At 74.5% G+C, this 25,226-nt stretch carries 11 protein-coding genes; 2 read left to right on the top strand and 9 right to left on the bottom strand.

Annotation, left to right across the window (positions count from 1 at the left end; translation table 11 throughout):
* Positions 1 to 8: 8 nt before the first annotated feature.
* The 8 genes from AB0G50_RS11115 to AB0G50_RS11080 all read right to left on the bottom strand — a co-directional run bounded on the left by AB0G50_RS11115 (position 9) and on the right by AB0G50_RS11080 (position 22,241).
* Positions 9 to 4,694 (bottom strand): type I polyketide synthase, encoded by a 4,686-nt coding sequence (locus AB0G50_RS11115; protein WP_360105301.1) that lies wholly within the window; start codon positions 4,692 to 4,694, stop codon positions 9 to 11.
* A 31-nt stretch (positions 4,695 to 4,725) separates the two neighbouring features.
* The gene (locus tag AB0G50_RS11110; protein ID WP_360105298.1) at positions 4,726 to 14,520 is read right to left on the bottom strand and encodes an SDR family NAD(P)-dependent oxidoreductase; all 9,795 of its coding nucleotides are present in this window, start codon (positions 14,518 to 14,520) and stop codon (positions 4,726 to 4,728) included.
* 88 nt (positions 14,521 to 14,608) lie between these two features.
* Entirely contained in the window at positions 14,609 to 16,870 is a 2,262-nt protein-coding gene (locus AB0G50_RS11105) for an AAA family ATPase (protein ID WP_360105295.1), read from the bottom strand.
* Between the two features lie 720 nt (positions 16,871 to 17,590).
* Complete coding sequence (locus tag AB0G50_RS11100) at positions 17,591 to 18,517, bottom strand: hypothetical protein (RefSeq protein ID WP_360105292.1); 927 nt, start codon at positions 18,515 to 18,517, stop codon at positions 17,591 to 17,593.
* Between the two features lie 79 nt (positions 18,518 to 18,596).
* Positions 18,597 to 19,790: a S1 family peptidase gene (locus AB0G50_RS11095; protein WP_360105289.1), complete on the bottom strand. Its 1,194-nt coding sequence runs from the start codon at positions 19,788 to 19,790 to the stop codon at positions 18,597 to 18,599.
* 214 nt (positions 19,791 to 20,004) lie between these two features.
* Positions 20,005 to 20,697, bottom strand: a complete 693-nt coding sequence (locus AB0G50_RS11090) for a J domain-containing protein (protein WP_360105286.1) — start codon at positions 20,695 to 20,697, stop codon at positions 20,005 to 20,007.
* The gene (locus tag AB0G50_RS11085; RefSeq protein ID WP_360105283.1) at positions 20,694 to 21,446 is read right to left on the bottom strand and encodes a hypothetical protein; all 753 of its coding nucleotides are present in this window, start codon (positions 21,444 to 21,446) and stop codon (positions 20,694 to 20,696) included. The genes AB0G50_RS11090 and AB0G50_RS11085 overlap by 4 nt, the downstream gene beginning before the upstream one ends.
* Positions 21,447 to 21,491: 45 nt before the next feature.
* Positions 21,492 to 22,241 (bottom strand): fumarylacetoacetate hydrolase family protein, encoded by a 750-nt coding sequence (locus tag AB0G50_RS11080; RefSeq protein WP_360105280.1) that lies wholly within the window; start codon positions 22,239 to 22,241, stop codon positions 21,492 to 21,494.
* A 111-nt stretch (positions 22,242 to 22,352) separates the two neighbouring features.
* Between AB0G50_RS11080 and AB0G50_RS11075 the strand changes: the two genes are divergently transcribed.
* Together AB0G50_RS11075 and AB0G50_RS11070 are read left to right on the top strand one after the other, a co-directional pair.
* Positions 22,353 to 23,183 (top strand): metalloregulator ArsR/SmtB family transcription factor, encoded by an 831-nt coding sequence (locus AB0G50_RS11075; RefSeq protein WP_360105277.1) that lies wholly within the window; start codon positions 22,353 to 22,355, stop codon positions 23,181 to 23,183.
* Positions 23,180 to 23,779, top strand: a complete 600-nt coding sequence (locus AB0G50_RS11070) for a dihydrofolate reductase family protein (RefSeq protein ID WP_360105274.1) — start codon at positions 23,180 to 23,182, stop codon at positions 23,777 to 23,779. Before AB0G50_RS11075 ends, AB0G50_RS11070 begins: the two co-directional genes overlap by 4 nt.
* Before the next feature lie 89 nt (positions 23,780 to 23,868).
* On the opposite strand, the gene AB0G50_RS11065 is transcribed toward AB0G50_RS11070, so the two are convergent.
* Positions 23,869 to 24,978, bottom strand: a complete 1,110-nt coding sequence (locus tag AB0G50_RS11065) for a carbohydrate-binding protein (protein ID WP_360105271.1) — start codon at positions 24,976 to 24,978, stop codon at positions 23,869 to 23,871.
* Positions 24,979 to 25,226 lie beyond the last annotated feature (248 nt).

The following is a 25,226-nucleotide window of genomic DNA, read 5'->3' as shown; positions in this document are numbered from 1 at the left end:
CCGGACGGTCAGTGGATGCCCAGGGTGTTGCCGATGAAGGCGGCCAGTTCGTCGTCGTCCGCGTGCTCGAGCTCCGCCACCGACGACGGCGCCGGCACGTCCCAGCCCGCGATCAGCGCGCGGAGCCTGCCCGCGGTCTCGGCCCTGGTCGCCGCGTCCGCCGTCGCCGCCGCCTCGACCAGCGCGTCCACGACGGACTCGATCGAGCCGACCGGCGCGATCGGCGTCAGCTCGGCCGCGAGGTGGGCGGCCAGCGCGGTCGGCGTCGGGTGGTCGAACACCAGCGTCGACGGCAGCTTCAACCCGGTGCGCGCGCCGAGCCTGGTGCGCAACTCCAAGGCGGACAGGGAATCGAAGCCCTGGTCGCGGAAGCTGCGGTCCACGTCGACCGCGGCGAGCGCGCGCCCCTGCACGGCCGCGACCTGCTCGCGCACCAGCGCGGCCAGCCGGGTGGTGCGCTCGGCCGTGCCGAGCCCGGTGAGGTCCACCCGGTCGTCGGCGGGCGCGGGCGTGCTCGAGGCGCCGGTCAGCTCGGCGATCAGCGGCGTGGCGCCGGCCAGGGTGGCCCAGTCGACGTCGGCCACCACCACCGCGGTCTCGTCGGCGTCGAGCACCGGACCGAGCGCGGTCACCGCGAGGTCCGCCGGCAGCGCGCGGACCCCGTTGCGGGCCAACACCTTCCCGGCGTCCTCGGCGACGATGCCGGCACCGGCCCACTGGCCCCAGGCGATCGCGGTGCCGGGCAGCCCGGCGGCCCGGCGGCGCACGGCCAGCGCGTCCAGGTAGGCGTTGCCGGGCGCGTAGTTGCCCTGCCCCGCCGTGCCGCGCACCCCCGCCAACGAGGAGAACAGCACGAACGCCGACAGCTCGACGTCCCGGGTCAGCTCGTCCAGCGCCCGCGCGGCGCCGACCTTGACCGACAGCGCGGTCGCGACCCGGTCCGGGGTGAGCTCGGCCAGCAGCGCGTCGTCCAGCACGGCCGCGGTGTGCACCACGGCGTCCAGCGGGTGCGACGCGGGGATCGCGGCCAGCACACCGGCCAGCGCGGCCCGGTCGCGCACGTCCACCGCGACCACCTCGACCTCGCTGCCGAGCGCGGTCAACCGGTCCACCAGCTCGGCCGCGCCGGGGGCGTCCGGACCGCGGCGACCGAGCAGCAGCAGCCGGGGCGCACCCCGTTCGGCGAGCCAGGTCGCGACGGACGCGCCCAGCGCGCCGGTGCCACCGGTGATCAGCGTCGTGCCGCGCGGCCGCCACGTGCGGGAGGTGCGCTCGGCGGGTGCCCGGACGATCCGCCGGGCGAACGCGCCGCCCGCCCGGACCGCGACCTCGGTCTCCGCGCCGGTGAGCACGGTGGCCAGCCGGTCCCACGCCGCGGCGTCGGCGTCGGCGGCCAGGTCGAGCAGCCCGCCCCAGCGGCCGGGGTGCTCGGCGCCCGCGATCAGCCCGAGGCCCCACAGCAGGGCCTGGTCCGGATCGGCGTCGGCACCGGGTTCGACCGCGACCGCGCCCCGGGTGAGGACCCACAGCGGCGCGTCCACCGGTTCCAGCACGCGCAGCAGGTCGAGCGTCGCGACGTGCCCGGCCGGCACGCCCGGGTGGTCCGGGTGGTCGCCCTTCGTCAGGCCCAGCAACGACAGCACGCCGTCGACCCGTTCCGCTCCGGTCACCTCGGTGACCACCCGCACGTCCGCGCCGCGCGCCCGCAGCGCCCGTTCCGCGAGCCCCACCCAGTCGTCGCACACCAGCGGGACGACCAGCAGCCAGGTGCCGGACAGCCGGCCGGCCGGGTCGGGCGCGGGCCGCCACACGACCCGGTGCCGCCACGAGTCGACCCGGTCGCCGCTCGGCCGCCCGGAGTTCCAGCCCGCCAATGCGGGCAGCAGCGCCTCCACCGGCCCGCGCAGGCCCTCGTCGCCGAGCGCGGCGGCCAAGCCGGCCGGGTCGCCCGCGCGGACCAGTTCCCAGAACCGGGAGTCGTCGGCCGCGACGCTGGCGTCCAGCCAGAACCGGTCGCGCTGGAAAGCGTAGGTGGGCAGGTCGACCCGCCGGGCGGCGGGGAACACCGCGGTCCAGTCCACCGTCGCGCCGCCGACGTGCGCGGCGCCCAACGCGGCCACCGCAGCGGGCGCCTCGGGCCGGTCCCGGCGCAGCGCGGCGACGGCGCGCACCGGCTCGTCGCCCAGGACTTCCCGCGCCAACGCGGTGAGCACCGCGTCCGGACCCAGCTCGACCAGCGTCGTCACGCCCCGGCCGCGCAACGTCGTCACCGCGTCGGCGAACCGGACCGCCTCCCGCGCGTGCCGCACCCAGTAGCCGGGTTCGGCCAGCTCGGCCGACGTCGCGACCGCGCCGGTCAGCGTGGACACCACGGTGATCGTCGCCGGGCGGTAGGTCACACTCCTCGCCACCGCGAGGAAATCGGCGAGCACGGGTTCGAGCAGCGGCGAGTGGAACCCGTGCGACACCCGCAACACCTTGGTGCGCAGGCCGTCGGCGGCGAACCGGTCCGCGATCGCGAGCACCGCGTCCCGCGCGCCGGACACGACGACGGACGTCGGCCCGTTCACCGCCGCGACGTCCACAGTGGACACCTCGGCGAGCGCCGCGCGGACCCGCTCCTCGGTCGCCTCGACGGCCACCATCACACCACCGGCGGGCAGCGACTGCATCAGCCGACCCCGGGCCGCGACCAGCGTGGCGGCGTCCGCGAGCGACCAGACGCCCGCGACGTGCGCGGCCGCCAGCTCGCCGATCGAGTGCCCGGCCACGAAGTCCGGCCGCACGCCCCACGACTCGAACAGCCGGTACAGCGCCACCTCGACCGCGAACAGCCCGGTCTGCGTGTAGACCGTGTCGTCCAACGACCCCGCGACGCCGAGCACCACGTCCGCCACCGGGTGCGGCACCGCGTCGCCCAACGCTCGGTCCAGTTCCGCGACCACCGCGTCGAAGGCCGCCGCGAACACCGGGTAGGTCGCGTGCAGCTCGCGGCCCATGCCGACCCGCTGCGCGCCCTGGCCGGTGAACAGGAACGCCAGCGCGCCACCGGAACGGCCGGTCGGCGCCGTACCGTCGGCCAGCGCGCGCACCCCGTCGAGCAGTGCCTCGCGGTCCGCGCCGACCACGACGGCGCGTTCGGCCAGCGCCGCGCGGGTCGTGGCGAGCGAGAAGCCGAGGTCGCCCAGCGGCGCGCCGTCCCGCAGCACGGGCAGCAGCCGCTCGGCCTGGGCGCGCACCCCCTCGGCGGTCGCGCCGGAGAGCACCAGCGGCACCACCGGCGGCGGGGTGCCGCCGTCGGTCGCCTCGACCGGTTCGGCCTGCTCCACCACGACGTGCGCGTTGGTGCCGCTCACCCCGAACGACGACACGGCGGCCCGCCGCGCCCGCCCGGTCTCCGGCCACGGCCGGGCCTCGGTGAGCAGCTCGACGCCGCTGTCCGCCCAGTCCACGTGCGGGGTCGGCGCGTCCACGTTCAAGGTCTTGGGCAGCACGCCGCGGCGCAGCGACTCGACGACCTTGATGATCCCGGCGACACCGGCCGCCGCCTGGGCGTGGCCGACGTTCGACTTCAGCGAACCCAGGTACAGCGGGTCGCCCGCGCGGTCCGCGCCGTAGGTCGAGATCAGCGCCTGGGCCTCGATCGGGTCGCCGAGCCGGGTGCCGGTGCCGTGCGCCTCGACGTAGTCCACATCGGACGGTGCGAGGCCGGCGGAGGCCAGCGCGGCCCGGATCACCCGCTGCTGCGACGGCCCGTTGGGCGCGGTGAGCTGCGAGCTGCGCCCGTCCTGGTTGACCGCCGAACCGCGCAGCACGGCCAGCACCGGGTGCCCGTTGCGCCGCGCGTCGGACAGCCGTTCCAGCACCAGCACGCCGACGCCCTCGGCCCACGCGGTCCCGTCCGCGCCGGAGGCGAACGGCTTGCACCGGCCGTCCGGCGCGAGCCCGCGCTGCCGGGAGAACTCCACGAACATGCCCGGACCGCCCAGCACGGTGGCGCCGCCCGCGACCGCGAGCGAGGTCTCGCCCGACCGCAGCGCCCCGATCGCCAGGTGCACCGCGACGAGCGAGGACGAGCACGCGGTGTCCACGGTGACCGCCGGACCCTCGAGGCCGAAGGTGTAGGCGATCCGGCCGGACGCGACGCTCGTGGTGGTGCCGGTGAGCACGTAGCCGTCGGTGTCGTGCGCGGGCTTGTGGTGCAGGCTCGGGCCGTACTCCTGCGCGATGACGCCGACGAACACGCCCGCGTCCGTGCCGCGCACCGTGCCGGGGTCGATGCCCGCGCGCTCGAACGCCTCCCAGGTGGTCTCCAGCAGCAGCCGCTGCTGCGGGTCGGCGGCCAGCGCCTCGCGCGGCGGGATGCCGAAGAAGTCCGCGTCGAACTCGCCCGCGTCGTAGAGGAATCCGCCGCGCTGCGCGTAGGACTTGCCGCTGCGCGCGGGATCCGGGTCGTACAGGCCCGGGTCCCAGCCGCGGTCGGTGGGCAGCGGACCGGTCGCGTCGCGCTCCTCGGCCACCAGCCGCCACAAGCCCTCGGGCGAGTCGACACCGCCCGGCAGCCGGCACGCGGTGCCGACGATCGCGATCGGCTCGGACGCGGCCGCCGTCACCTCGTCCAGCCGCCGCCGGGTCTGCCGCAGCGCGGCCGTGGCCTTGGCCAGGTAGTCGCGCAACTTCTGCTCGTCGCTCACGGTGAATCCCCTTCTGCTCGCGGTCGACCGGTCAGGACCGGCGGAGTTCGGCGTCGATCAGGTCGAACAGCTCGTCGGTGCCCTCGACGTCCACGTCGGGCACGGCACCGGTGTCCAGTCGGGACAGCAGGTCGCGCAGCCGGTCCACGACCGCCGTGCGCACGGTGTCCTCCAGCGGCGTGCCCAGCCGTTCGGCGAGCCGGTCGAGGTCGGCGACCACCGGGTCCGGCCCGTCGACCGGCGCCAGCAGCACGCGCAGGAACGCGGCGACCGCGATCGGGGTCGGGTGGTCGAACACCAGCGTCGACGGGAGCCGTCGCCCGACCCGCGCGGCGAGCCGGTTGCGCAGCTCCATCGCGCTCAGCGAGTCGAACTCGCCGTCGAGGAAGCCCTGGTCCGGCCGGACCGCGTCCGGCGAGGTGTGCCCCAGCACGGCCGCGCCGGTCGTCTGCACCAGCAGCAGCAACGTCCGCTCCTGCTCGGCCGGGGTGAGCGCGTCGAGGTCGGCCAGGACCGGCGCCGGCGCGACGACCTCGGTCCGGCCGGGCGCGAGGGCGCGCAGCAGCGGCGACGTGGCCCGGCTCGCGTCCACCCTGGCCGTGACCAGCGCGGGGTCGGGGCTCTCGAGCGCGGTGTCCAGCAGGGTCAGCGCGACCTCGTTCGACATCGGCGCGAGACCGGTGCGGGCGAGCGCGCCCCGGTCCGCGCCACCCATGCCGCCCGCGTCGGCCCAGTGGCCCCAGGCGGCCGAGGTGGCGGGCAGACCGGCGGCGACCCGCAGTTCGGCCAGCGCGTCCAGGAACCCGTTGGCCGCGGCGTAGGTCGTCTGGCCGGGGTTGCCGAGCACGCCGGCGGCCGACGAGTACAGCACGAACGCGGCCAGGTCGTGCTCGCGGGTCAGCTCGTGCAGGTGCCACGCCGCGTCCACCTTGGGCCGCAGCACGGTCGTCACACTCGCCTCGTCCACAGTGGACAGAGTGGCGTCGGCCAGCACGCCGGCCGTGTGCACGACGGCGGTCAGAGGGCGGGACAGGCCCGCGAGCACCGCGCCGAGCGCGTCCCGGTCCGCGACGTCGACCGCGACGACCTCGGCCGTGGCGCCCAGCCCGGCCAGCTCGGCCACCAGGTCCGCCGCGCCCGCGCCCGGACCCCGCCGGCTCGCGAGCAGCAGGTGGCGGACGCCGTGCCGGCGCGCCAGGTGCCGGGCCGCGAGGGCGCCGAGCGCACCCGTGCCGCCGGTGACGAGCACGACGCCGTCCGGGTCGAGCGGCGCGGGCAGGGTCAGCACGAGCTTGCCGGTGTGCCTGGCCTGCGACAGGTGCCGCAGCGCGCGGTGGGCGTGCCGGACGTCCCAGGCGTGCAGCGGCAGCGGCCGCACCACGTCCAGGTCGGCCAGTTCGTCCAGCATCGCGGCGATCCGGTCCCGGTCGACCTCGAACAGGTCGAACGCGGTGTAGCGGACCCCGTGCGCGGCGAGGACCTCCGCCGGGTCGCGCTGGTCGGTTTTGCCCAGCTCCACGAACCGACCGCCGGCGGCGAGCCGCAGCGAGGCGTCGGTGAACTCGTGCGCCAGCGCGTTGAGCACCACGTCGACCGACCCGAACGCGGTCTCGAAGTCCAGCGTCCGCGACGACGCCAGGTGGGCGTCGTCCACCCCGGCGGCCCGCAGCACGTCCCACTTGGCCGGGCTCGCGGTGCCGAACACCTCCGCGCCCAGCCTCCGGGCCAACCGCACCGCCGCCGTGCCGACGCCACCGGTCGCGGCGTGCACCAGCACCCGCTCCCCCGCCGCCGTGCGGGCCACGTCGACCAGCCCGTGGTAGGCGGTCAGGTACGCCACCGGCGCGGAGGCGCCCTGCGCGAAGGTCCAGCCGGCGGGCAACCCGGTGAGCACCCGCTCGTCGGTCACCACGACCGGGCCGAGCGAACCGTGCACCAGCCCCATCACCCGCTGCCCGGGCCGCACCCGGGTCACGCCGGGACCGACCTCGAGCACGACGCCCGCGCCCTCGGCCCCGATCCGCGCGCCACCGGGGTACATGCCGAGCGCGATGAGCACGTCCCGGAAGTTCACCCCGGCCGCGCGCAACCCCACCCGCACCTCCCCGACCGCCAACGGCCGCGCCGCCTCGGGATCGGGCAGCAGCGCCAGGTTCGCGAGCGACCCGGGCACCGCGACGTCGAGCCGGTAGTCCCCCGAGGGCACCTCCAGCGCGTCACCGACCCGCGCCAACGACGGCACGAGCACCACGCCGGCCCGTACCGCGACCTGGTGCTCTCCGGTGCCCAACGCGGCGCCGAGCCCGTCAAACCCTTGTCCCGGCGGGAGATCCACCACCACGACCCGCCCCGGCAGTTCGGCCTGCGCGACCCGCGCGACACCCCACACCGGGGCGCCGGCCGGGTCCACGACCCGATCGCCGGACGCGGCGACCACCGCGCCGCGGGTCACCAGCACCAGCGTCGCGTCGTCCCTCCAGTCCCGCACCAGCGCGAGCACGGCCTTGGTGACCGCGTGCGCCCGCTCGACCGGGCCGGCCTCGGACACCAACCCGCCGACCTCGACCACCGCGAACGCGTGCTCCGACCCGTGGTCGCCCAGCGGTGCCCAGCTCGCCTCGGTGTTCGCTACGGGTGCGGGGATCCAGTCCACCCGGTACGCCGGCGCCCGGTCCGCGACCGCCCTCAGCAGCAACGACTCCACCGCGACGACCGGTGTACCGGCCGCGTCCACCGCGTGCAGGGCCACCGAGTCCGGGCCCGTCCGGCGGATTCGGACCCGCAGGGTCGACACGCCGGTCGAATACCGCGTCACACCGCGCCAGGCGAACGGCACCAGCGGGCGGTCGTCGTCCAGCGCGAGGCCCACCACCGCGTGCAAAGCGGCGTCCAGCAGCGCCGGGTGCAGCACGTGGCCGGCCGCGTCGTCGCCGGGCAGCCGCACCTCGGCGTACACCTCGTCACCGTGCCGCCACGCCGCCGCCAACCCCCGGAACGCCGGGCCGTAGTCGTAACCGCGACCGGCCAGCACCGGGTACAGCGACCCGACCTCCGCCGGCCGCGCGTCCGCCGGCACCCGAACCTCCTGCGCCGCCGCCACTTCCGCGGTGAGCACGCCCTCCGCGTGCCGAACCCAACCGCCGTCGGACCGCGAGTGCACCGCGACCGCCCGCACACCGTCCACTTCGGACTCCACGACCACCTGCACCACCACCGGCGCGACGCCGAGGACGAGCGGGGCGTGCAGCGTCAGCTCGGCGACCGTCGGCGCGCCGACCCGGGAACCCGCGTGCGCGACCAGTTCCAGCAACGCCGTGCCGGGCACCAGGACCCGGCCGCCGACGACGTGGTCCGCGAGCCACGGGTGCGTGGTGGTCGACAGCCGACCGGTCAGCACGAGCCCGCCGTCCGTCAGCTCGACCGCCGCACCCAGCAACGGGTGCCCGGCCTCGGCCAGACCCACCGCCGTCACGTCGGTCGCGGCGGGGGCGTCGAGCCAGTGCCGGCGGCGCTGGAACGGGTAGGTCGGCAGGTCGACCCGGCGCGCGTCGGGGAACGCCGCGGTCCAGTCGACCGGCAGACCCGCGACGTGCAACCCGGCCAGCGCGGTCGACCACGCGTGCGCGTCGGGCTTCCCGGACCGCAGCGCCGCGACCGCCGTGGTCGCCTCGACGCCCTCCAGGGTCAACGCGGTCAGCACCGGGTCGGGCCCCAGTTCGAGGTACGTGCGCGCGCCCGCGTCGTGCACCGCGCCGATCCCGGCGTGGAACCGGACCGCGCCACGCAGTTGCGCGACCCAGTAGTCCGGCGTGGTCAGCTCGCCGAACTCCGCCAGGCGACCGTGCACGGTGGACACCAGGGGAATCGTCGGCTCGGCGTAGGACAGCTCGGCCGCGACCGCGCGGAACGCGTCGAGCACCGGGTCCAGGTGCGCCGAGTGGAACGCGTGGCTCACGGTGAGCCGCTTGGCTTTCCGGCCCCGCTCGCGCCACCGCGCGACCACCGCGTCGACCCGGTCCGCGTCACCGGAGACCACGACCGACCGCGGTCCGTTGACCGCGGCGAGGTCGAGCCCGTCGGTCAGCTCCGGGGTGATCTCCTCCTCGGTGGCCTGGATCGCGGCCATCGCGCCGACCGCCGGCACGCTCTGCATCAGCGCGCCCCGGGCGGCGACCAACCGGGCCGCGTCGTCCAGCGTCAACACGCCCGCGACGTGCGCGGCGGCGATCTCGCCGACCGAGTGGCCGATCAGGAAGTCCGGGCGCACCCCGAAGGACGCGGCGAGCCGGAACAGCGCCACCTCCAGCGCGAACAGCGCCGGCTGGGCGAACTCGGTGCGGTCGAGCAGCGCGGCCTCGGGCGTGCCCGGCTCGGCGAACACCAGGTCGCGGACCGGTCGCGAGGTGTGCGCGTCGAGTACCGCGACCACCTGGTCGAACGCCTCGGTGAACGCCGGAAACGCTTGGTACAGGCCACTTCCGGCACCGGGGCGCTGGCTGCCCTGGCCGGTGAACAGGAACGCGGTCCTCCCGACCGGCCTCGCCGTCCCGACCACCACGTCGGCCGACTCGGCGCCCGCGGCGAGCGCGTCGAGTCCGCGCGCGAACCCGTCGGCGTCCTCGGCGACGACCACCGCGCGGTGGTCGAACCGGGCCCGGGCGGTGGCCAGGGTGAAGCCGGTGTCGGCGACGTCCTCCGCCGGGTGCTCCCGCAGCCGGGAAGCCCAGTCCCGCAACGCTTCCGGCGACCGGGCGGACAGCACCCACGGCACCGCGCCGACGGTCGCGCCCCGCTCGGGGAGCACCGGCTCGGCGGGCGGCTCCTCCAGGATGAGGTGCGCGTTCGTGCCGCTGATCCCGAACGACGACACCGCCGCGCGCCGGGGTCGGTCGACCTCGGGCCACGCCGTGGCGCGGTCCACCACCGTGACGGCGCCCGCCGTCCAGTCCACGTGGTGCGAGGGCCGGTCGACGTGCAGCGTGGCCGGCACGACGCGTTCGCGCAGCGCGTGCACCATCTTGATCACGCCGGTCACCCCGGCCGCGGCCTGCGCGTGCCCGAGGTTCGACTTCGCCGAGCCCAGCAGCAGCGGGTGTCCGGAGCGTTGGCCGTAGGTGGCGAGGATCGCCTGCGCCTCGATGGGATCGCCCAGCGCGGTGCCGGTGCCGTGCGCCTCGACAACGTCCACATCGGACGGCTCCAGGCCGGCGTCGGCCAGCGCGGCGCGGATGACGCGTTCCTGCGACGGGCCGTTCGGCGCGGTCAGGCCGTTGGACGCGCCGTCCTGGTTGACCGCGCTGCCCCGCACCACCGCGAGCACCCGGCGACCGTGGCGGCGCGCGTCGGACAACCGTTCCAGCAGCACCAACCCCACGCCCTCGGCCCACGCGGTGCCGTCGGCGGCGTCCGCGAACGGCTTGCACCGACCGTCCGGCGCGAGCCCGCGCTGCCGGGAGAACTCGGTGAACATACCGGGGGTCGACATCACCGTCACGCCGCCCGCCAGCGCCAGGTCGCACTCGCCCGCCCGCAGCGCCCGCACCGCCAGGTGCATCGCGACCAGCGACGACGAGCACGCCGTGTCGACGGTCAGCGCCGGGCCCTCGAACCCGAAGGTGTAGGAGAGCCGACCGGACGCCACGCTCGTCAGGCTGCCGGTGAGGTTGTGCCCCTCGTAGCCCTCGGGCGTCTCGTGCAGCCGCGGGCCGTAGTCCTGGGTCATCGCGCCGACGAACACACCGGTCCTGCTGCCGCGCAACGTCGCCGGGTCCACACCCGCCCGTTCCACGACCTCCCACGCGGTTTCCAGCAGCAGCCGCTGCTGGGGGTCGGTGACGGCCGCCTCGCGCGGCGCGAGCCCGAAGAACGCGCCGTCGAACAGGTCGGCGTCGTGCAGGAACCCGCCCTCCCGGGTGTAGGTGGTGCCGGGACGGCGCAACTCGGCGTCGTACAAGGCTTCCAGGTCCCAGCCCCGGTTCACCGGGAACGGCCCGATGGCGTCGACCCCGCCGGCGAGCAGGTCCCACAACGCCTCCGGGGTGTCCGCGCCGCCCGGCCACCGGCCACCGGCCGCGACCAGCACCACCGGGTCGTCGTCCACCGGCCGCGCGACGACCTCCGGCGCGACCTCCCGCCGCCCGGTGAGGAACCGGGCCACGGCGTCGGGCGTCGGGTGGTCGAACGTCAGCGTCGACGGCAGCGCCACGCCGGTGACGTCGGCCAACCGGTCCCGGAACTCGACCGCGCCCGCGGAGTCCAACCCGAGGTCGCGGAACGTCGCCGCCGGGTCGACCGCGTCCGCGCTCGCGTGCCCGAGCACCACCGCCGCCACCGCCCGCACGGTCTCCGCCGCCGAGCTCGGGTCCACAGTGGACTTCCGCGGCTCGTCCCGCGGCGCTTCGCCCACCACGACCTCGACGGTCGTGCTCGTGTCGACCCAGTACCGGTCCCGCTGGAAGGGGTAGGTGGGCAACGGGATCCGCTCGCCGCGGCCCAGCGCCGCCCAGTCGACCTTCACCCCCCGCACGTGCACGCCGGCCAGCGCGGTGAGGAACCGCGTGGTGTCGCCCTCGTCCCGGCGCAGCGTGCCGACCACGGTGAGGTCGGCGTCGTCCCCGATCGCGCGCAGTCCCGACGCCAGCACCGGGTGCGGGCTGACCTCCACGAACACCCCGTGCCCGGCCACGATCGCGGCGGTCACCGCGTCCGCGAACTCCACGGTCCGCCGCAGGTTCCGGTACCAGTAGTCGCCGGTCAGCGCGGTGGTGTCGAGGAGCCCGCCGGTCACCGTCGAGTAGAACGCGATGTCCGAGGCGCGCGGCGCGATGCCGCCCAGCACCCGCGCCAACTCGTCCCGCAACGCCTCCACCAGGGGCGAGTGCGACGCGTAGTCGACCGGGATGGTCCGCACGTCGACGCCGGCGTCCCGATACCCGGCCACGAACTCGGCGAGCGCCTTCGGCTCACCGGACACGACGGTCGCCGCCGGTCCGTTCACCGCCGCCACCGCGAGCTCGTCCTCGTAGGCAGCCAACTTCTCGCGCACCAGCGCGGCGGGCTCGGGCACCGAGACCATCCCGCCGGCCGTCGCGTGGGCCGCGATCACCCGCGCCCGCAGGGCCACCACGGCGGCCGCGTCCGCCAACGACAACGCGCCCGCGACGTGGGCGGCGGCGATCTCACCCTGGGAGTGCCCGATCACGGCGTCCGGCCGCACGCCCGACGCGATCCACAGCTTCGCCAACGACACCATCACGCCGAACAACGCGGGCTGCACCACGTCGACCCGGTCCAACGGCAACCCGTCCCGCAACAACTCGACCAGCGACCAGTCGACGTGCGCCCGAAGCGCCGCGTCCACCTCGGCGACGTACCCGGCGAACACGGGCGACTGCGCCAACAACCCGCTCGCCATGCCGACCCACTGCGAGCCCTGCCCGGGAAACACGAACACCGTGCCCCCGGTCGCCCGAACGGTCCCGGTCACGACGCTCGCCGCGGGCCGCCCCGCCGCCAACTCCCGCAACCCCGCGCCAAGCGAAGCCGCGTCCGCCCCGACCACCACCGCCCGCCGCGCGAAGACGGTCCGAGCAGTACCGGCGGTCCACGCCACATCCGCGGGCTCCGTCCCCGCCACCACGTCCGCCCACCGCGCCGCCTGCTCCCGCAACGCCGCCTCGGTCCGCCCGGACACCGGCACCGCCACCGCGCCGCTCAACGGATTCGCGACCACACCAGCCGAACCACCCGCCACTCCGCCAGTCACACCAAGCGCAACACCACCAGCGAAACGCTTCGCGAAATCCTCAACCCCACCATTCGCGCCCACACCAGCAGAACCCCGCGCCGACTCGACCGCCGACCGATTCGCGGCACCCTCGGGCACCTCGTTCGCCGGCCCACCAACCACACCATCCGCGAAACGATTCGCCGCACCTCCCGCAGCACCATTCGCAGCCAATCCAGCCAAACCACGCGCACCCACACCAGCCGAAGGACCCGCAAACACAGCGGCCGAACCAGTCGCGGACGGGCCGGCCACACCACCGTCCGAACCACCAGCCGAAAGGCCACCGAACACACCGGCCGAAAGATCCGCGGACACACCAGCCGAACCAATCGCGGACCCACCGGTCAGGCCGCTCGCGGAACCGCCGAGCGAACGCCCCGCGGGCGCGTCGGCCGAGCCGTCGGCCAATCCGTCGGCGAGGTCGAACGCCGAAGGGATCGCGGGTCCGGCCGCAGCGGGCGTTTCCGGGGCGTCGGCCGTCGGCACGCCGGTCGCCGGCACAGCGGTGGTCGGCACGGTGGTGATCGGGGCGCCAGTGATCGGGGCGCCGGTCGTCGGGGCACTGGTCGTCGGGGCACTGGTCGTCGGCACAGCGGTGATCGGAGCGCCGGTCGTCGGCACGCCAGCCGTCGGCACGCCAGCCGTCGGCACGCCAGCCGTCGGCACGCCAGCCGTCGGCACGCCAGCCGTCGGGACGGCGGCCGTCGGCACAGCGGTGATCGGGGCGGCGGTGATCGGGGCGGCGGTCGTCGGGGTGCGGCCCGGGGCTTCGGTGAGGATCAGGTGGGCGTTGGTGCCGCCCATCCCCCACGAGCTGACCCCCGCGACCAGAGGCCGGTCGGGGCGCGGCCACGGGCCGGACTCGGTGGCCACCCTCAGGCGCAGGTCCGCGAAACCGATCGCGGGGTTGGGGGTGGTGAAGTTGAGGCTGGCCGGGATCCGGCGCTCGCGCAGGGCCAGCACCGCCTTGAGCAGGCCGACGATGCCCGCCGCGCCCTCCAGGTGCCCGACGTTGGTCTTCGCGGACCCGACCACCAGCGGCTCGGTGCGGTCGCCGAGGGCGGCGCCCAGGGCGGCCGCCTCGATCGGGTCGCCGACCCTGGTGCCGGTCCCGTGCAACTCCACGTACTGCACGTCGCCCGCCGCCACACCGGCCGCCGCCAGCGCGGCCCGCACGACGTCGCGCTGGGCGTCCGCCGACGGCACGGTGAGCCCGTCCGTCGCGCCGTCGTTGTTGACCGCGCCACCGAGGATCACCGCGTGCACCGGGTCGCCGTCGGCCAGCGCGGCCGCCAGGGGCTTCAGCACGACCACGCCGCCGCCCTCGCCCCGCACGTACCCGTTCGCCCGCGCGTCGAAGGTGTAGCTGGTGCCGTCCGGCGACAACCCGCCGAACTCCTGCGCGGTGGCGGTGCTGTCCGGGACGAGGTTGAGGTTCACGCCGCCCGCGAGGGCGACCGTCGACTCGCCGCGCCGCAGGCTCTCGCACGCCAGGTGCACCGCGACGAGCGCGGAGGACTGGGCCGAGTCGACCGTCAGGCTGGGACCGCGCAACCCGAGCACGTAGGACACCCGGTTCGCGATGACACCCCGGTTGAGCCCGGGAAGCGTGTGCCGGGTGAGCCCGCCGTGCCGGGCGACGAGGGTGGCGTAGTCGCCGCCGATCGCGCCGACGAACACGCCGGTCGCGCTGCCCGCCAACGCACCGGGCACGATCCCCGCGTCCTCCAAAGCCTCCCAGGCCAACTCCAGCACCAACCGCTGCTGCGGGTCGGTCGCCGCCGCCTCGGCGGGCGACACCCCGAAGAACCCGGCGTCGAACCCGGCGACGTCCTCGAGCGCGCCGCCCAGCCGGTCACCACCGCCGGGCGCGGTGCCCCAGCGGTCGGCGGGCGTCGGCCCGATGGCGCTCGTCCCGGTGTCCAGCAACCGCCAGAACCCGGCCGGGTCGGGGGCGCCGGGCAGCCGGCAGGCGAGTCCCACCACCGCGACGGCCGCACCGCGATCCTGGACGTGCTGACGGTCGTCGCTGGTCATCGCGTGCTCCACGCTCCTTCACCCGGCGGTCGGAAAGGGCGGTCACGCCCGATTCCAACCTGCCGCGCGGAGCGGAGGGGTAGCACCCCTAGGCACCCCTATGCACCCCTAGGTCTCCCGCGACCCCGACACCGGGGTCCTCGGTGAACCGGTCCAACCAGGACGGCAGCTCGGCACGCCTGCCGACGCCGAGCTTGCGGTAGATGCGGGTGAGGTGCTGCTCGACGGTGCTCACCGTCACGTAGAGCTTGGCGGCGATCTGACGATTGCTCAACCCCCGCGCGGCCAGCCCGGCCACCCGGCGCTCGGCGCCGCTGAGCCCGGCCACACCGTCCACAGTGGACTCCTCGACCGGGCGCCCCGACCGGGTCGCGCGATCCGCCGTCACGGCGCGGCCGGTGTCGGAGGTGAAGCGGTAGGCGTCGTTCAGCTCGGCCAGCGCGGCGGACAACGTCAGCCGGTCGCCCGCCTGCCGCAGCACCTCGACCGCCTCCTCCAGCATGCGCGGCCGGTCGCGGTAGTCCGAGGCGCGGGCCCGCAGCAGGAGGCACAGCCCCCGGGTTCTCGACGGACCGGGGTGTAACCGCAGCAGCTGCTCGTCCACCACGGCCCGCGCCGCCGACACCTTGCCCATCCGCACGTGCGACTCGGCGACACCGAGCCGCCACGGCACCAGACCGGGCACGTCGACGTCCCACCGCGCGGCCAGCTCGCCGCAGCGCCGGAACTCCGCCAGCGCCGCCTCCGGCCGGTCGAGCGCCAGCAGGTGCCGACCGCGCGCCTCCAGGTAGGGCAGCGCGGCGACCGACTCGAACACCGCGTCCGCGAGCGGCACCGCGAGGTAGCGCGCGGCGTCCTCCAGCTTGCCCAGCGCCAACTTCGCCCGCACGAGCGTCGCGAGCGGCATGCCGGCCGCGATTCCCCACTGCTCCACCGAGAAGTGCGTGATCGCGGCCCGACCGCACCGCTCGGCCTCCGCCGCGTCACCGAGGCGCAGCGCGGTCTCGGCCCGGATCGCGGCGAACAGCGCCTGCCACACCGGGCGGCAGTGCGCGGTCGTCTGCTCGACCAGGGGCGCGGACCACCGGGCCGCGCGGTCCGGTCGGTCGGCGTAGACCAGGGTGGCGAGCGCACCGGTCAACGACTCCAGCGTGGACGAGGTGATCGCGCAGTCCCGCAGCACCTGCTCGGCCTGCTCGACGGCGGCGTCCGGGTGTTCCCCGCGCACCAGCCCGGCCAGCACGCGCAGTCCGTCCGGCACGGCGTCGGGCGCGCGCGGCACGTCGTCGTCGGTCCACCGCCCGCGCGACGCGGGGTACCAGAAGGACAACCAGTCGGCGACGCGCGGCGAGGCGGGTCCGCCGGCGAGCGCCGCGAACCCGGCCGCGACGTCGCCGTGCCAGAACAACCGGGCCACGTCGCGTCGATCGTCCACAGTGGACTCGGCGGGCGCCGTGGTCGCGGCGAGCACCTGCGCCGCGATGACCGGGTGCCGCAGCGCGCCCGCCAGGACCAACCCGGACGCGGTCAGCGCGGCCACGGCGCGCGGCTCGGCGGGTCGCCCCTCGGCCAGCGCGCGGGCCGCCGCCATCGCGTCCGGCGCGAACCGGAACAGGCACCAGCGGGCGGCCCGGGCGAACGCCTCGCCCACCACGAGCCCGTCGGGGCCCGAGCCGTCCTCCGCGAGCGCCCGCGCCAGCACCGGGTTGCCGCCGCACACCCGGTGCGCGTCGGCCGCGACCCGCTCGTCGCCGAACAGTTCGACCAGCGCGGACCGGGTCAGCGGGGTGAGCGCGATCCACCGGTGGTAGGGCAGCCGCGCGAGCTCGGTCTCGAAGCGGGTGTCGTCGGGGTGGCCGGTGTCGCGCGCGCCGGTCAGCAGCAGCACCCGCGCGGTCCGCATCCGGCGCGCCAGGTACAGCAGCCACGCCCGGGACTGCGGGTCGGCGTGGTGCACCTCGTCCACGGCGACCACGACGGGTCGCGTCGCGGCGAGGTCCAGCACCGCGGTCGCCAACCCCTGGAGGACCGCGGGCGGCACCCGGTCGCCGTCGGCGGTCGCGTGCGCGCCCTCGTCCAGCAGCGCGCAGACCACCCGCGCCGCGTCCCGGTCCAGGGTCGCGCCGTGGAACAGCTGTCCCACGACCGCGAGCGGGAAGTCCCGCTCGGCCTCCGCGCCCGTCGCGGCGAGCACCAGGGCGTCGGCCTGCTTCAGGAAGGTCTGGATCAGTTCGGTGCGCCCGACCGCCGCCGGCCCCGTCACGGTGACCACGACGCCCTCCCCGGTGCCGCAGCGCCGCAGCGCGGCGGTCAGCGTCCCGAATTCACCAGCGCGCCCAACCAGGTGCATTGTCTTCCATCTCCACGTCAGCGATCGGCAGCGGCAGCAAAAACCGTGACGAGGGCACGGCAGTCGACCGTCCCACCGGGGACGGCTCGGTCGGTCGACAAGGGTGGTCGAACAGACGCGTCGATCTCCGGGGATTCCCGACCCGACGCACCCTCCTCGACCGGGTGCGGCGGACCGGGGAATTCACGGATTCCACCGGCGCGCTTTCTGCACGGGAGGATACGAACCCGCGCGCGACCTCGTCAACGACATGATCAACTTCGCCGGACCGGCTCGGCACGGCCATTTCGCCAGGTCGCGGCGCCGACACGAAGCGCGGTCAGACCAGCGCGGAGAGCGACCGAAAACGGCCGTCGTTCACCCGTTCCGCCCAGTTGATCTACACCGTTCGCCGTGCGAGCACACCAATCCGGCGCAGGAGATCACCCCCGCGTAACGTCCCACCACCTGGACAGCCTTCAGTTCGCCGACAGCCCGACCCGGTCGCGATTTACCCCTCCGCCGCAAAACCGGAAAACCGCCGCGCCGTCGATTTACCCGGACGCCGCTGCCTCGGACTCCGAGCCTTCTGCCGCGGCCCGCGAACCCGTCCCACTTGGTGAACGCGCTTGACGGCCGATCACCAATCCGGACCAACCGAAACGGCGTTTTCCCGGGCGGACCGGACAACCCTCCCCGACCGCCCGGGCACGCCCCGCCCGCCCACGTCGCGAGCGGACCTCACTCCCATTCCCAGGAAATGCCGTAGACGCCCGGCTGGCATTTCGCCTGGAACGAGTGCACCGACGGGGTGGCGTCCATCGGCAACCGCCGCCGGTCCTCCAGCGGCGCGTCGACCTTGGCCCGCCGGTATTCGTAGCAGCGCGCGGGCACCGTGACGTGGTCGAAGCACACCTGCAACAGGTAACTGCTCGTGGTGGTACGCATCCGCCGTTCGTGCTGCCGGGACGGGATGTCGCTCTCGCCCATCCGCCAGTCGTACTCGACGACCGCCGTCTCGTTCTTGTCCAGCGTGCGACCGAGGTGGATCTCGGCCGCGACATAACCACCCTCCTCGTCCACCCGGTAATCGCCGAGCGTGCCGCCGCGCACCAGCAGGTCGTGCGGCATCACGTCGCCCTCGTCCACCCCGTGCACGACGAGGAAGCGCTCGCAGCCGTTGTTCACCCCGCGCAGCACCTGCCTGGTCGCGATCCGGCGCAGCGACCGGCGCGCGTCCACGAAGCACTGCTCGGTGGTCGCCAGCACGGTCACGTCCGGGTTCGGGTTGGCGAACTCGTCGCCGAGCACCGTGCGGATCGGCGAGTCGTCCCCGTAGAGGGCGCGGAAGCTCAGCCCGGTGTCGCCGAGCCACCGGCCGCGCGGCCGACGGGGTTCGAGGAAGTCGAACAGCGTGTTCCTGGGCAGGTCCAGGATCGCCTCCAACTCGCGCAGCGCGCGCAGCGACTTCGGGCGTTCGGGCCGGCTGCGACCCTGCTGCCAGTAGCTCAGCGTCGCCAGGCTGATCTCGACACCCCGGTCGGCGAGCCGCGCGCGGATGCGGTCGAGGGTGAGGTCACGTCGGGCGATCGCGGCACGCAGGGCGTCGGCGAACTTCTCCTGGTTGAGCACCTGCTCGGGGCCGGGTCTTTCCTGGGGAGCTGCCACGACCGAGCATCGTCCTCCAAATTGGTGAATGCCGATACCCCCTGTTGGGGGTATCGGCACGCGCATCGTCACGCTGAGGTCACCCGACGTTCAGGGTCAGCCCGTAGTAGGACAGGGCGTCGCTCAGCGGCTGGAAGTACGACGACTTACCGCTCTGCACCCCACCGTTGTAGGTGCACTGCTGGCCAGTAGGCCCGCCGGAGGTCATGCCCTGGGCCTGGTTGCCCGAGATGTACGCGCCACCGCTGTCGCCGCCCATGGTGCACACGGTCGACGCGCCGAGCCCGCGAACCACGGTCGAGGGACCGCCGTTCGGGTCGGTGTAGGTGACGGTCTGGTTATAGCCGGTGATCGAACCGCAGGTCCAGCCGCTCGTGGCGCCGGACTTGCAGAGCGACGCGCCGACCGCGCCGCGGTTGCCGCCCTTGACGGTGATCAGGCCGGCCGCGCCCCAGGTGCCGACCTGGGTGGTGATCGAGTTCCCGGAGTCGATCCTCGCCACGCCCATGTCCACGCTGTTGCTGCCCAGCGCGTACCGGGTGCTGGTGCCCTTCGCGAACCGGGTGCCGTTGTAGTAGAGCGAGGGCAGGCCCGCGATGCAGTGCCCGGCGCTGACCAGGTACTGCACGCCCGTGCTGGTCCGCGCGCCGAACCCGACCGAGCAGTAGCCCGAGCCGCCGTTGATCGTCATCTTGCTGCCCGGGTACACCGCCGCCTGGGTGCTCAGCGACTGCGAGACCTGCTCCACGCGGATCGCGGACCCGTGCTTGGCGGCCTCGGCGAGGAACGACCGGGCCGGCGGCCTGGTCCGGTCGACCACCTTGACCGTGACCACGTCGGAGGCCACGTCGACGCCCCACGACACGACGCCGGTGGGCGCCTGCTTCTCGGCGAGCCGGTCGAGGTCGGCCTGCACGTCGGTCAGCGCCTTCTCGCCGCGGGCGGGCGTGCGGGTCGCCAGCCCGACCGAGCGGGCCTTCGCCGCCCCCGCCTGGTCGACGTTCACGGTGAGCTTGCCGGACTGGTCGAAGTACGCGCCGTCCACGCGCACGCCGCTGCCGACGAGACCGGACAGCGCGCGCTGCTGGGCCGCCTCGCCGTCGAGGCGCTGCACGGCGGCGTTCTCGCTGACGCCCAGGGTCCGGGCCAGGGCGGCCACCATCTCGGGCTGGTAGTCGGATCCGGCGGCGGACGCGGTCGCGCCGCCGGACAGCAGGGTGAGGGGGATCAGACAGGAAAGGGCCGCGGCGCCGAGCACACGGTTTCGAGACACGGTGTCAACCTTTCGCAACCGGGGCGGACCACCACAGGGGAAAGAAGTGCGCAAAAGAAATGGCGACACATTCGATCAATGGTCCGTCCCCGGCCGACGGGACTTCCCGCCGTGCGGGCAACTCTGCCCCGCTGCTCCGTTGAGAGCAATGACACGCATTTCACAGCCGGCCTACGCCGAACTTGAAAAACAATACTTCGGGCGCAATGCGGCACTACCGGACGCGCTGCGCTCCCGCGACCAGCACCCAGAGCACCAGGGCGCCGGTGCCGAGCACGCCCAGCACGATCGCGCCGATCGAGAGCGCGCGGTCGTAGCGGCCCTTCGGGTTCACCACGCCGATCACCCCGAGCACCAGGCCGACGGGCGACAGGCAGCAGAAGAAGGACATCGCGAACGCCACGATGGGCAACGTCGAGGTGCTCTTCAGGTACACCGGTACCGGCGCGGCCTGCCACGTCGGGGGAGGCGGCGCGGCGGGCGGCCAGTGCCGCGGAGGCGGCACGATCGGCGACTGCCAGGTGGTGGTGGGCGGCGGGTCGGCGACCGGCGGGTGCACGCCGGAGACGACCTCCTCGCTCTCCCAGACCGACTCGGGCTCGTCGTCCCGGTCGAGTTCCTCCTCGTCCCACACACCGGCCGGCGGGTCGTCGTCCCGATCCGGTTCGTCGGAGTCGGACGAGTCGCCCGCGTCGACCTTGGCGCGTTCCTCCGGGTTCAGCAGCACGGCCCTGGCGATGTGCAACAACTTCGTCGTGTACTCGTCGCCGCCGGGCCGGTCCGGGTGCACCAGCAGGACCTGCTCGCGGTGCGCGGCGATGATCTCGGCGCGGGTCGCCGAGGACGGGATGCCCAGCAGCTCGTAGGGATCGAACCCGTCGAGGTCGTCCCGGTCGTGGTTGCTCACCGCGGGGTGCCCAGCACCTCGACCCGCCAGCACGTGAGGTCCCACGAGCGGGGGCCGGTCTCCGGCCGGTAGCCCTGCCCGACGCCGGTGGCGAACGTGACGTGCCGCTTGTCCGCGAGGTAGCACCAGACCTGGAGCGAGGCGCCGCCCATCGCGCTCGCCGACCCGTGCCGGTAGTAGTGGTGGTCGTGCCACAGGTCGCCCTCGCCGCCGACGAAGGGTTCCTGCAACAGCTGCTGGGCCCGGACGGGAAGGTTGCCGAGGAACCCGCTCATCCCCGCGCTCAGCCTGGTCTTCGGCGCGGCGGGCGGCGTGCCCGGTCGACTGCCCGACCCGGTGGGCGCCGCGTCCGGCCTGGCGTCCGGCGGCCCGCTGACCGACGCGCGGCGGAACGTCGACCCGTCCAGCTTGAGCGCCCGGATCTCGTGCGCCGGTCCGCCCGAGGCGTTCACCGTCGGCAGCACCGTCACGAACTCCCGCGTCCCCAGCACGACGGCCGAACCGCGACCGTCGACGTCCCACGCCCACCACTCGACCAGCTCGCCGACCCGGGCGTTCACCCGGTCCCGGAGCTTGTCGCCGAGCCGGTCCCAGACCTGCTCGCGGGTGAGCGAGGAGCCGCCGAACCCCAGTGTCGTCGCGGCGTGGATCGGGCCGGTGCCACCGGACGGCGCCGGTGGCCGCCCGTCACGCCGCGCGGGGACGGCGGCGCCGGGCCGGGATCGGATGGGTAAGCGGTCTTCCGCCACCGGTGTTCCTCCAACAGCCGAACCGGGATGGGCCGCCCATCGTAGTCAGCGCGCGAAGGTCGCCGACACCTCGCCCACCCCGGCCACGACGGCGCGGAACTCCCCGCCAGGAAGGGCGGGCACGACCAGGCCGAGCGCGCCGGTCAGCACCACGTCACCGGCCCGCACCGGCTCACCGTGCCGCCGCACGGCGTCCGCGAGCCACCCCAGCGCCAGGTACGGGTCGCCGTAGCTGTCCGCGCCGACGCCGTGCGCCACGACCTCCCCGTTGTGCCACAACGTGGTCGCGCAGTCCCGGGGTTCGACGGCGCCCGCGTCGACGGCGTCGCCGAGCACGAACAGCGCGGCGGAGGCGTTGTCCGCCACCGTGTCCACGAGCGTGATGTCCCAGTCGGCGATCCGGCTGTCCACGATCTCCAGCGCGGCGACCACCTCGCCGACCGCGTCCCGCGGGTCGTCCACCGCGGCCAGGTCGCGCGCCAGCACGAAGGCGATCTCGACCTCGACCCGAGGCTGCCGCAGCAGACCCGCCTCGATCGTGCCGCCGGTCGGGCGCGCCATCTCGTCCAGCAGCACGCCGAAGTCCGGGTGGTCCGCGCCGAGCCGGGCGCGCGCCGCCGGGTTGGTGAACCCGATCTTGCGCCCCACCACCCGCGCGCCGGCCGCCCGTCGCGTGCCCACCCACCCGGCCTGCACCGCGTACGCGGCGTCGAGGTCCGCCACCACGTCCCGGACCGGCGCGCACTGCGCACCGCCCGACCGGGCGCCCACCAGCCTGTCCAAGGCTTCCGTCACGTCCACCACCCCGTTCCGCGCGGTGATCACTCTCGCACGGCGACCGGCCCCGGCGACCTCGACCAAGATATTCCTTGACACGAATATTCGAGGCGAGGAATACTTCGGCCCATGGACCGGATCGCCTCAGCACTCGGAGACGCCGCGCGGTGGCGGATCGTGGAACTGCTCGCCGAGCGCCCGCGGTCCGTCGGCGAGCTGGCCGACCTGACCGGCTCGCGCCAACCGCAAACCACCAAGCACCTGCAAACCCTGGCCCGCGCCGGGCTCGTCACCGTCACCCCGCTCGGCCAGCGCCGCGTCTACGCGGTCGACACCACCCCGTTGACCGCCCTCGTCGGCAGGCTGCGGGAGCTGGTCGACACCGCCGAGGCGAACGTGGGCGAGCGGGACGTCCTGGAGCGGTACCGCGCCGCCCTGGAGGCGGACACCGCGCTCGCCGACCGGGACCGGTGGGCCGACGGCCGGACGTTCGCGTTCGACCGGGTGCTCGCCGCGCGCCCCGACGTCGTGTGGCGGCACTGGACCGACCCGGAACTCCTGGCGACCTGGTGGGCGCCGCCGTCGATGACGATCACGGACTGCGTGCTCGAACCCGAGCCCGGCGGCCGGGTGGTCCTCGAGTACCGCGACGCCGAGGGCCGCTACCGGTCCGAGGGCCGGGTCCGCGCCGCGACCGGGCCGACGCGCCTCGCGTTCGACCTGTCGGTGTTGGACCCGGAGGGCGGGATCGCGTTCACCGGCCACCACGACCTGGCGCTCACCGACACCGCCGAGGGCACCCGGCTCCGGCTCGACCTGCGCGTCACCGGCACGACCGTCGACGCCGCTCCGTTCGTCGCCGGCATCCGGACCGGCTGGGACCAGGTGCTCGACACCCTCGCGGACACCGTCCGCGCCACAACCGCACCGCACCAAGAAGAAGAGGAACCACGAGCATGACCAACCCGACCGCACGCAGGGTGACCGCGAACCTGAGCCTCACGCTCGACGGCCGCTACAACGGCCCCGGCGGTCCCGGCGACCTCGGCGCGATCATCCCGTACGCGACCACCGAGGTCGCGCGGAACCACCTCACCCGCATCTGGGAGAACGCCACCACCGCGGTGCTCGGCAGGCTCAACGCGCAGGGCTTCCTCGGCTTCTGGCCGTCGGTCGCGGGCGACGAGAACGCCGACCCCCGCGACCGCGGCTACGCGAAGTGGTTGGTGGACGCGGAGAAGGTCGTCCTGTCCCGCACCCTGACCGAGGCGCCGTGGGAGCGCACCCGGGTGGTCGACGCGCCCGCCGCCGACGTGGTCGCCGAGCTGAAGCGGACCGGCGAGGGCGACATCCTGGTCAACAGCAGCGCGAGCGTCATCAAGCCGCTGCTCGCCGCGGACCTGGTCGACCGGCTGTACCTGATCGTCTGCCCGGAGATCGCGGGCGGCGGCGAGCGGTTGTTCGAGGACGGACTGCCGGGGTCGCGGTGGTCGGTCACCCACCTGGAAACCGGCGACCTGGGCGAAACCGCGGTGGTCTACGACCGCGTGCGCTGACCCGGGGTGCGGGCGACGACCACACCCCCGGCAGCACGACCGCGCTGCCGGGGGTGGGCGTCTCCGGACCGGGCCCGGCGGCCCGCGCCTCAGGTCAGTTGCCCGCCCAGGCTCGCCCAGGAACTCCAACCGTTGTTGGGCTTGGTCTGCCAGATGTGCCACAACGCGTCGTCGGTGCCGCGCGCGAACACCTCGAGCCGGCCGTCCTTGTTGTTGTTCACCGCGGGCAGCGAGGTGATCTCGCCACCGAGGCTCGCCCAGGAACCCCAGCCGTTGTTCGGCTTCGTCTGCCAGATGTGCCACAACGCGTCATCCGTGCCGCGCGCGAACACCTCCAACCGGCCGTCCTGGTTGTTGCCCACGGCGGGCGAAGAGGTGATCACCCCACCCAGACTCGCCCACGAGCCCCAGCCGTTGTTCGGCTTCGTCTGCCAGATGTGCCACAACGCGCCGTCCGTGCCGCGCGCGAACACCTCCAACCGCCCGTCCTGGTTGCTGCCCACCACCGGGTCCGTCGTGATGACGCCACCGAGACTCGCCCAGGAACCCCACCCGTTGTTCGGCTTCGTCTGCCAGATGTGCCACAGCGCGCGGTCGGTGCCGCGGACGAACACCTCGAGCCGGCCGTCCTGGTTGTTGTCCACGGCGGGCGAGGAGGTGATCACGCCACCCAGGCTCGCCCAGGAACCCCAACCGTTGTTGGGCTTGGTCTGCCAGATGTGCCACAGCGCGTTGTCCGTGCCGCGGGCGAAGACCTCCAACCGCCCGTCCTGGTTGCTGCCCGCGACCGGGTCCGACGTGATCACGCCACCGAGGCTCGCCCACGAGCCCCAGCCGTTGTTCGGCTTGGTCTGCCAGATGTGCCACACCGCGTTGTCGCCGCCGCGGACGAAGACCTCCAACCGGCCGTCCTCGTTGTTGCGCACGGACGGCGTGCCGGTGAAGAAGCCGCCGAGGCTGGCCCAGGAGCTCCAGCCGTTGTTGGGCTTGGTCTGCCAGATGTGCCACAGTGCGCCGTCCGTGCCGCGCGCGAAGACCTCCAACCGGCCGTCCTCGTTGCGCCCCACGGCCTGCGGGTTCGTCAACGCCGACACCTGCGGCGCCGCCGCGGTGTCACCCACTCCCGGTTGCGCCGTCGCGACGCCCGCGCCGGCCGCCAGCAGGATCGCGGCGACGCCGATCACGAATCGGGTTCTCATCGGTTCCCCCTTCGAGTGTCCACTCCGGACTGAGTCCGGCTCCTCCACCATGCACCGCCCGGCACGGGGCGAGAAGTCGGCGTTCAGGGGAAGGGCCGCACGTTCGGGGCATGTCTGCCGGTAATCGGTTTGAGCCGGCGGAACCGTCGTTCCCGCAGGCAGTCGGTACCGGTCCGGTGGTTCGTGAAAGGTGTTCGAGAACGGGTGGTCACCCGTATTCCCCGCGATTCGGGTGACAGCCGCCCGAA

It is taken from the genome of Actinosynnema sp. NPDC020468, from assembly GCF_040642015.1.
GTDB lineage: Bacteria > Actinomycetota > Actinomycetes > Mycobacteriales > Pseudonocardiaceae > Actinosynnema.
The sequence above is the reverse complement of the archived record's forward strand: the minus strand, read 5'-3'. Positions and strand labels throughout refer to the sequence as shown.

Coding starts and splice junctions, on each gene's coding strand:
- AB0G50_RS11075 (WP_360105277.1), top strand. CDS start 22,353: ATGGACCGGATCGCCTCAGCACTCGGAGACGCCGCGCGGTGGCGGATC.
- AB0G50_RS11110 (WP_360105298.1), bottom strand. CDS start 14,520: ATGACCAGCGACGACCGTCAGCACGTCCAGGATCGCGGTGCGGCCGTC.
- AB0G50_RS11065 (WP_360105271.1), bottom strand. CDS start 24,978: ATGAGAACCCGATTCGTGATCGGCGTCGCCGCGATCCTGCTGGCGGCC.
- AB0G50_RS11070 (WP_360105274.1), top strand. CDS start 23,180: ATGACCAACCCGACCGCACGCAGGGTGACCGCGAACCTGAGCCTCACG.
- AB0G50_RS11105 (WP_360105295.1), bottom strand. CDS start 16,870: ATGCACCTGGTTGGGCGCGCTGGTGAATTCGGGACGCTGACCGCCGCG.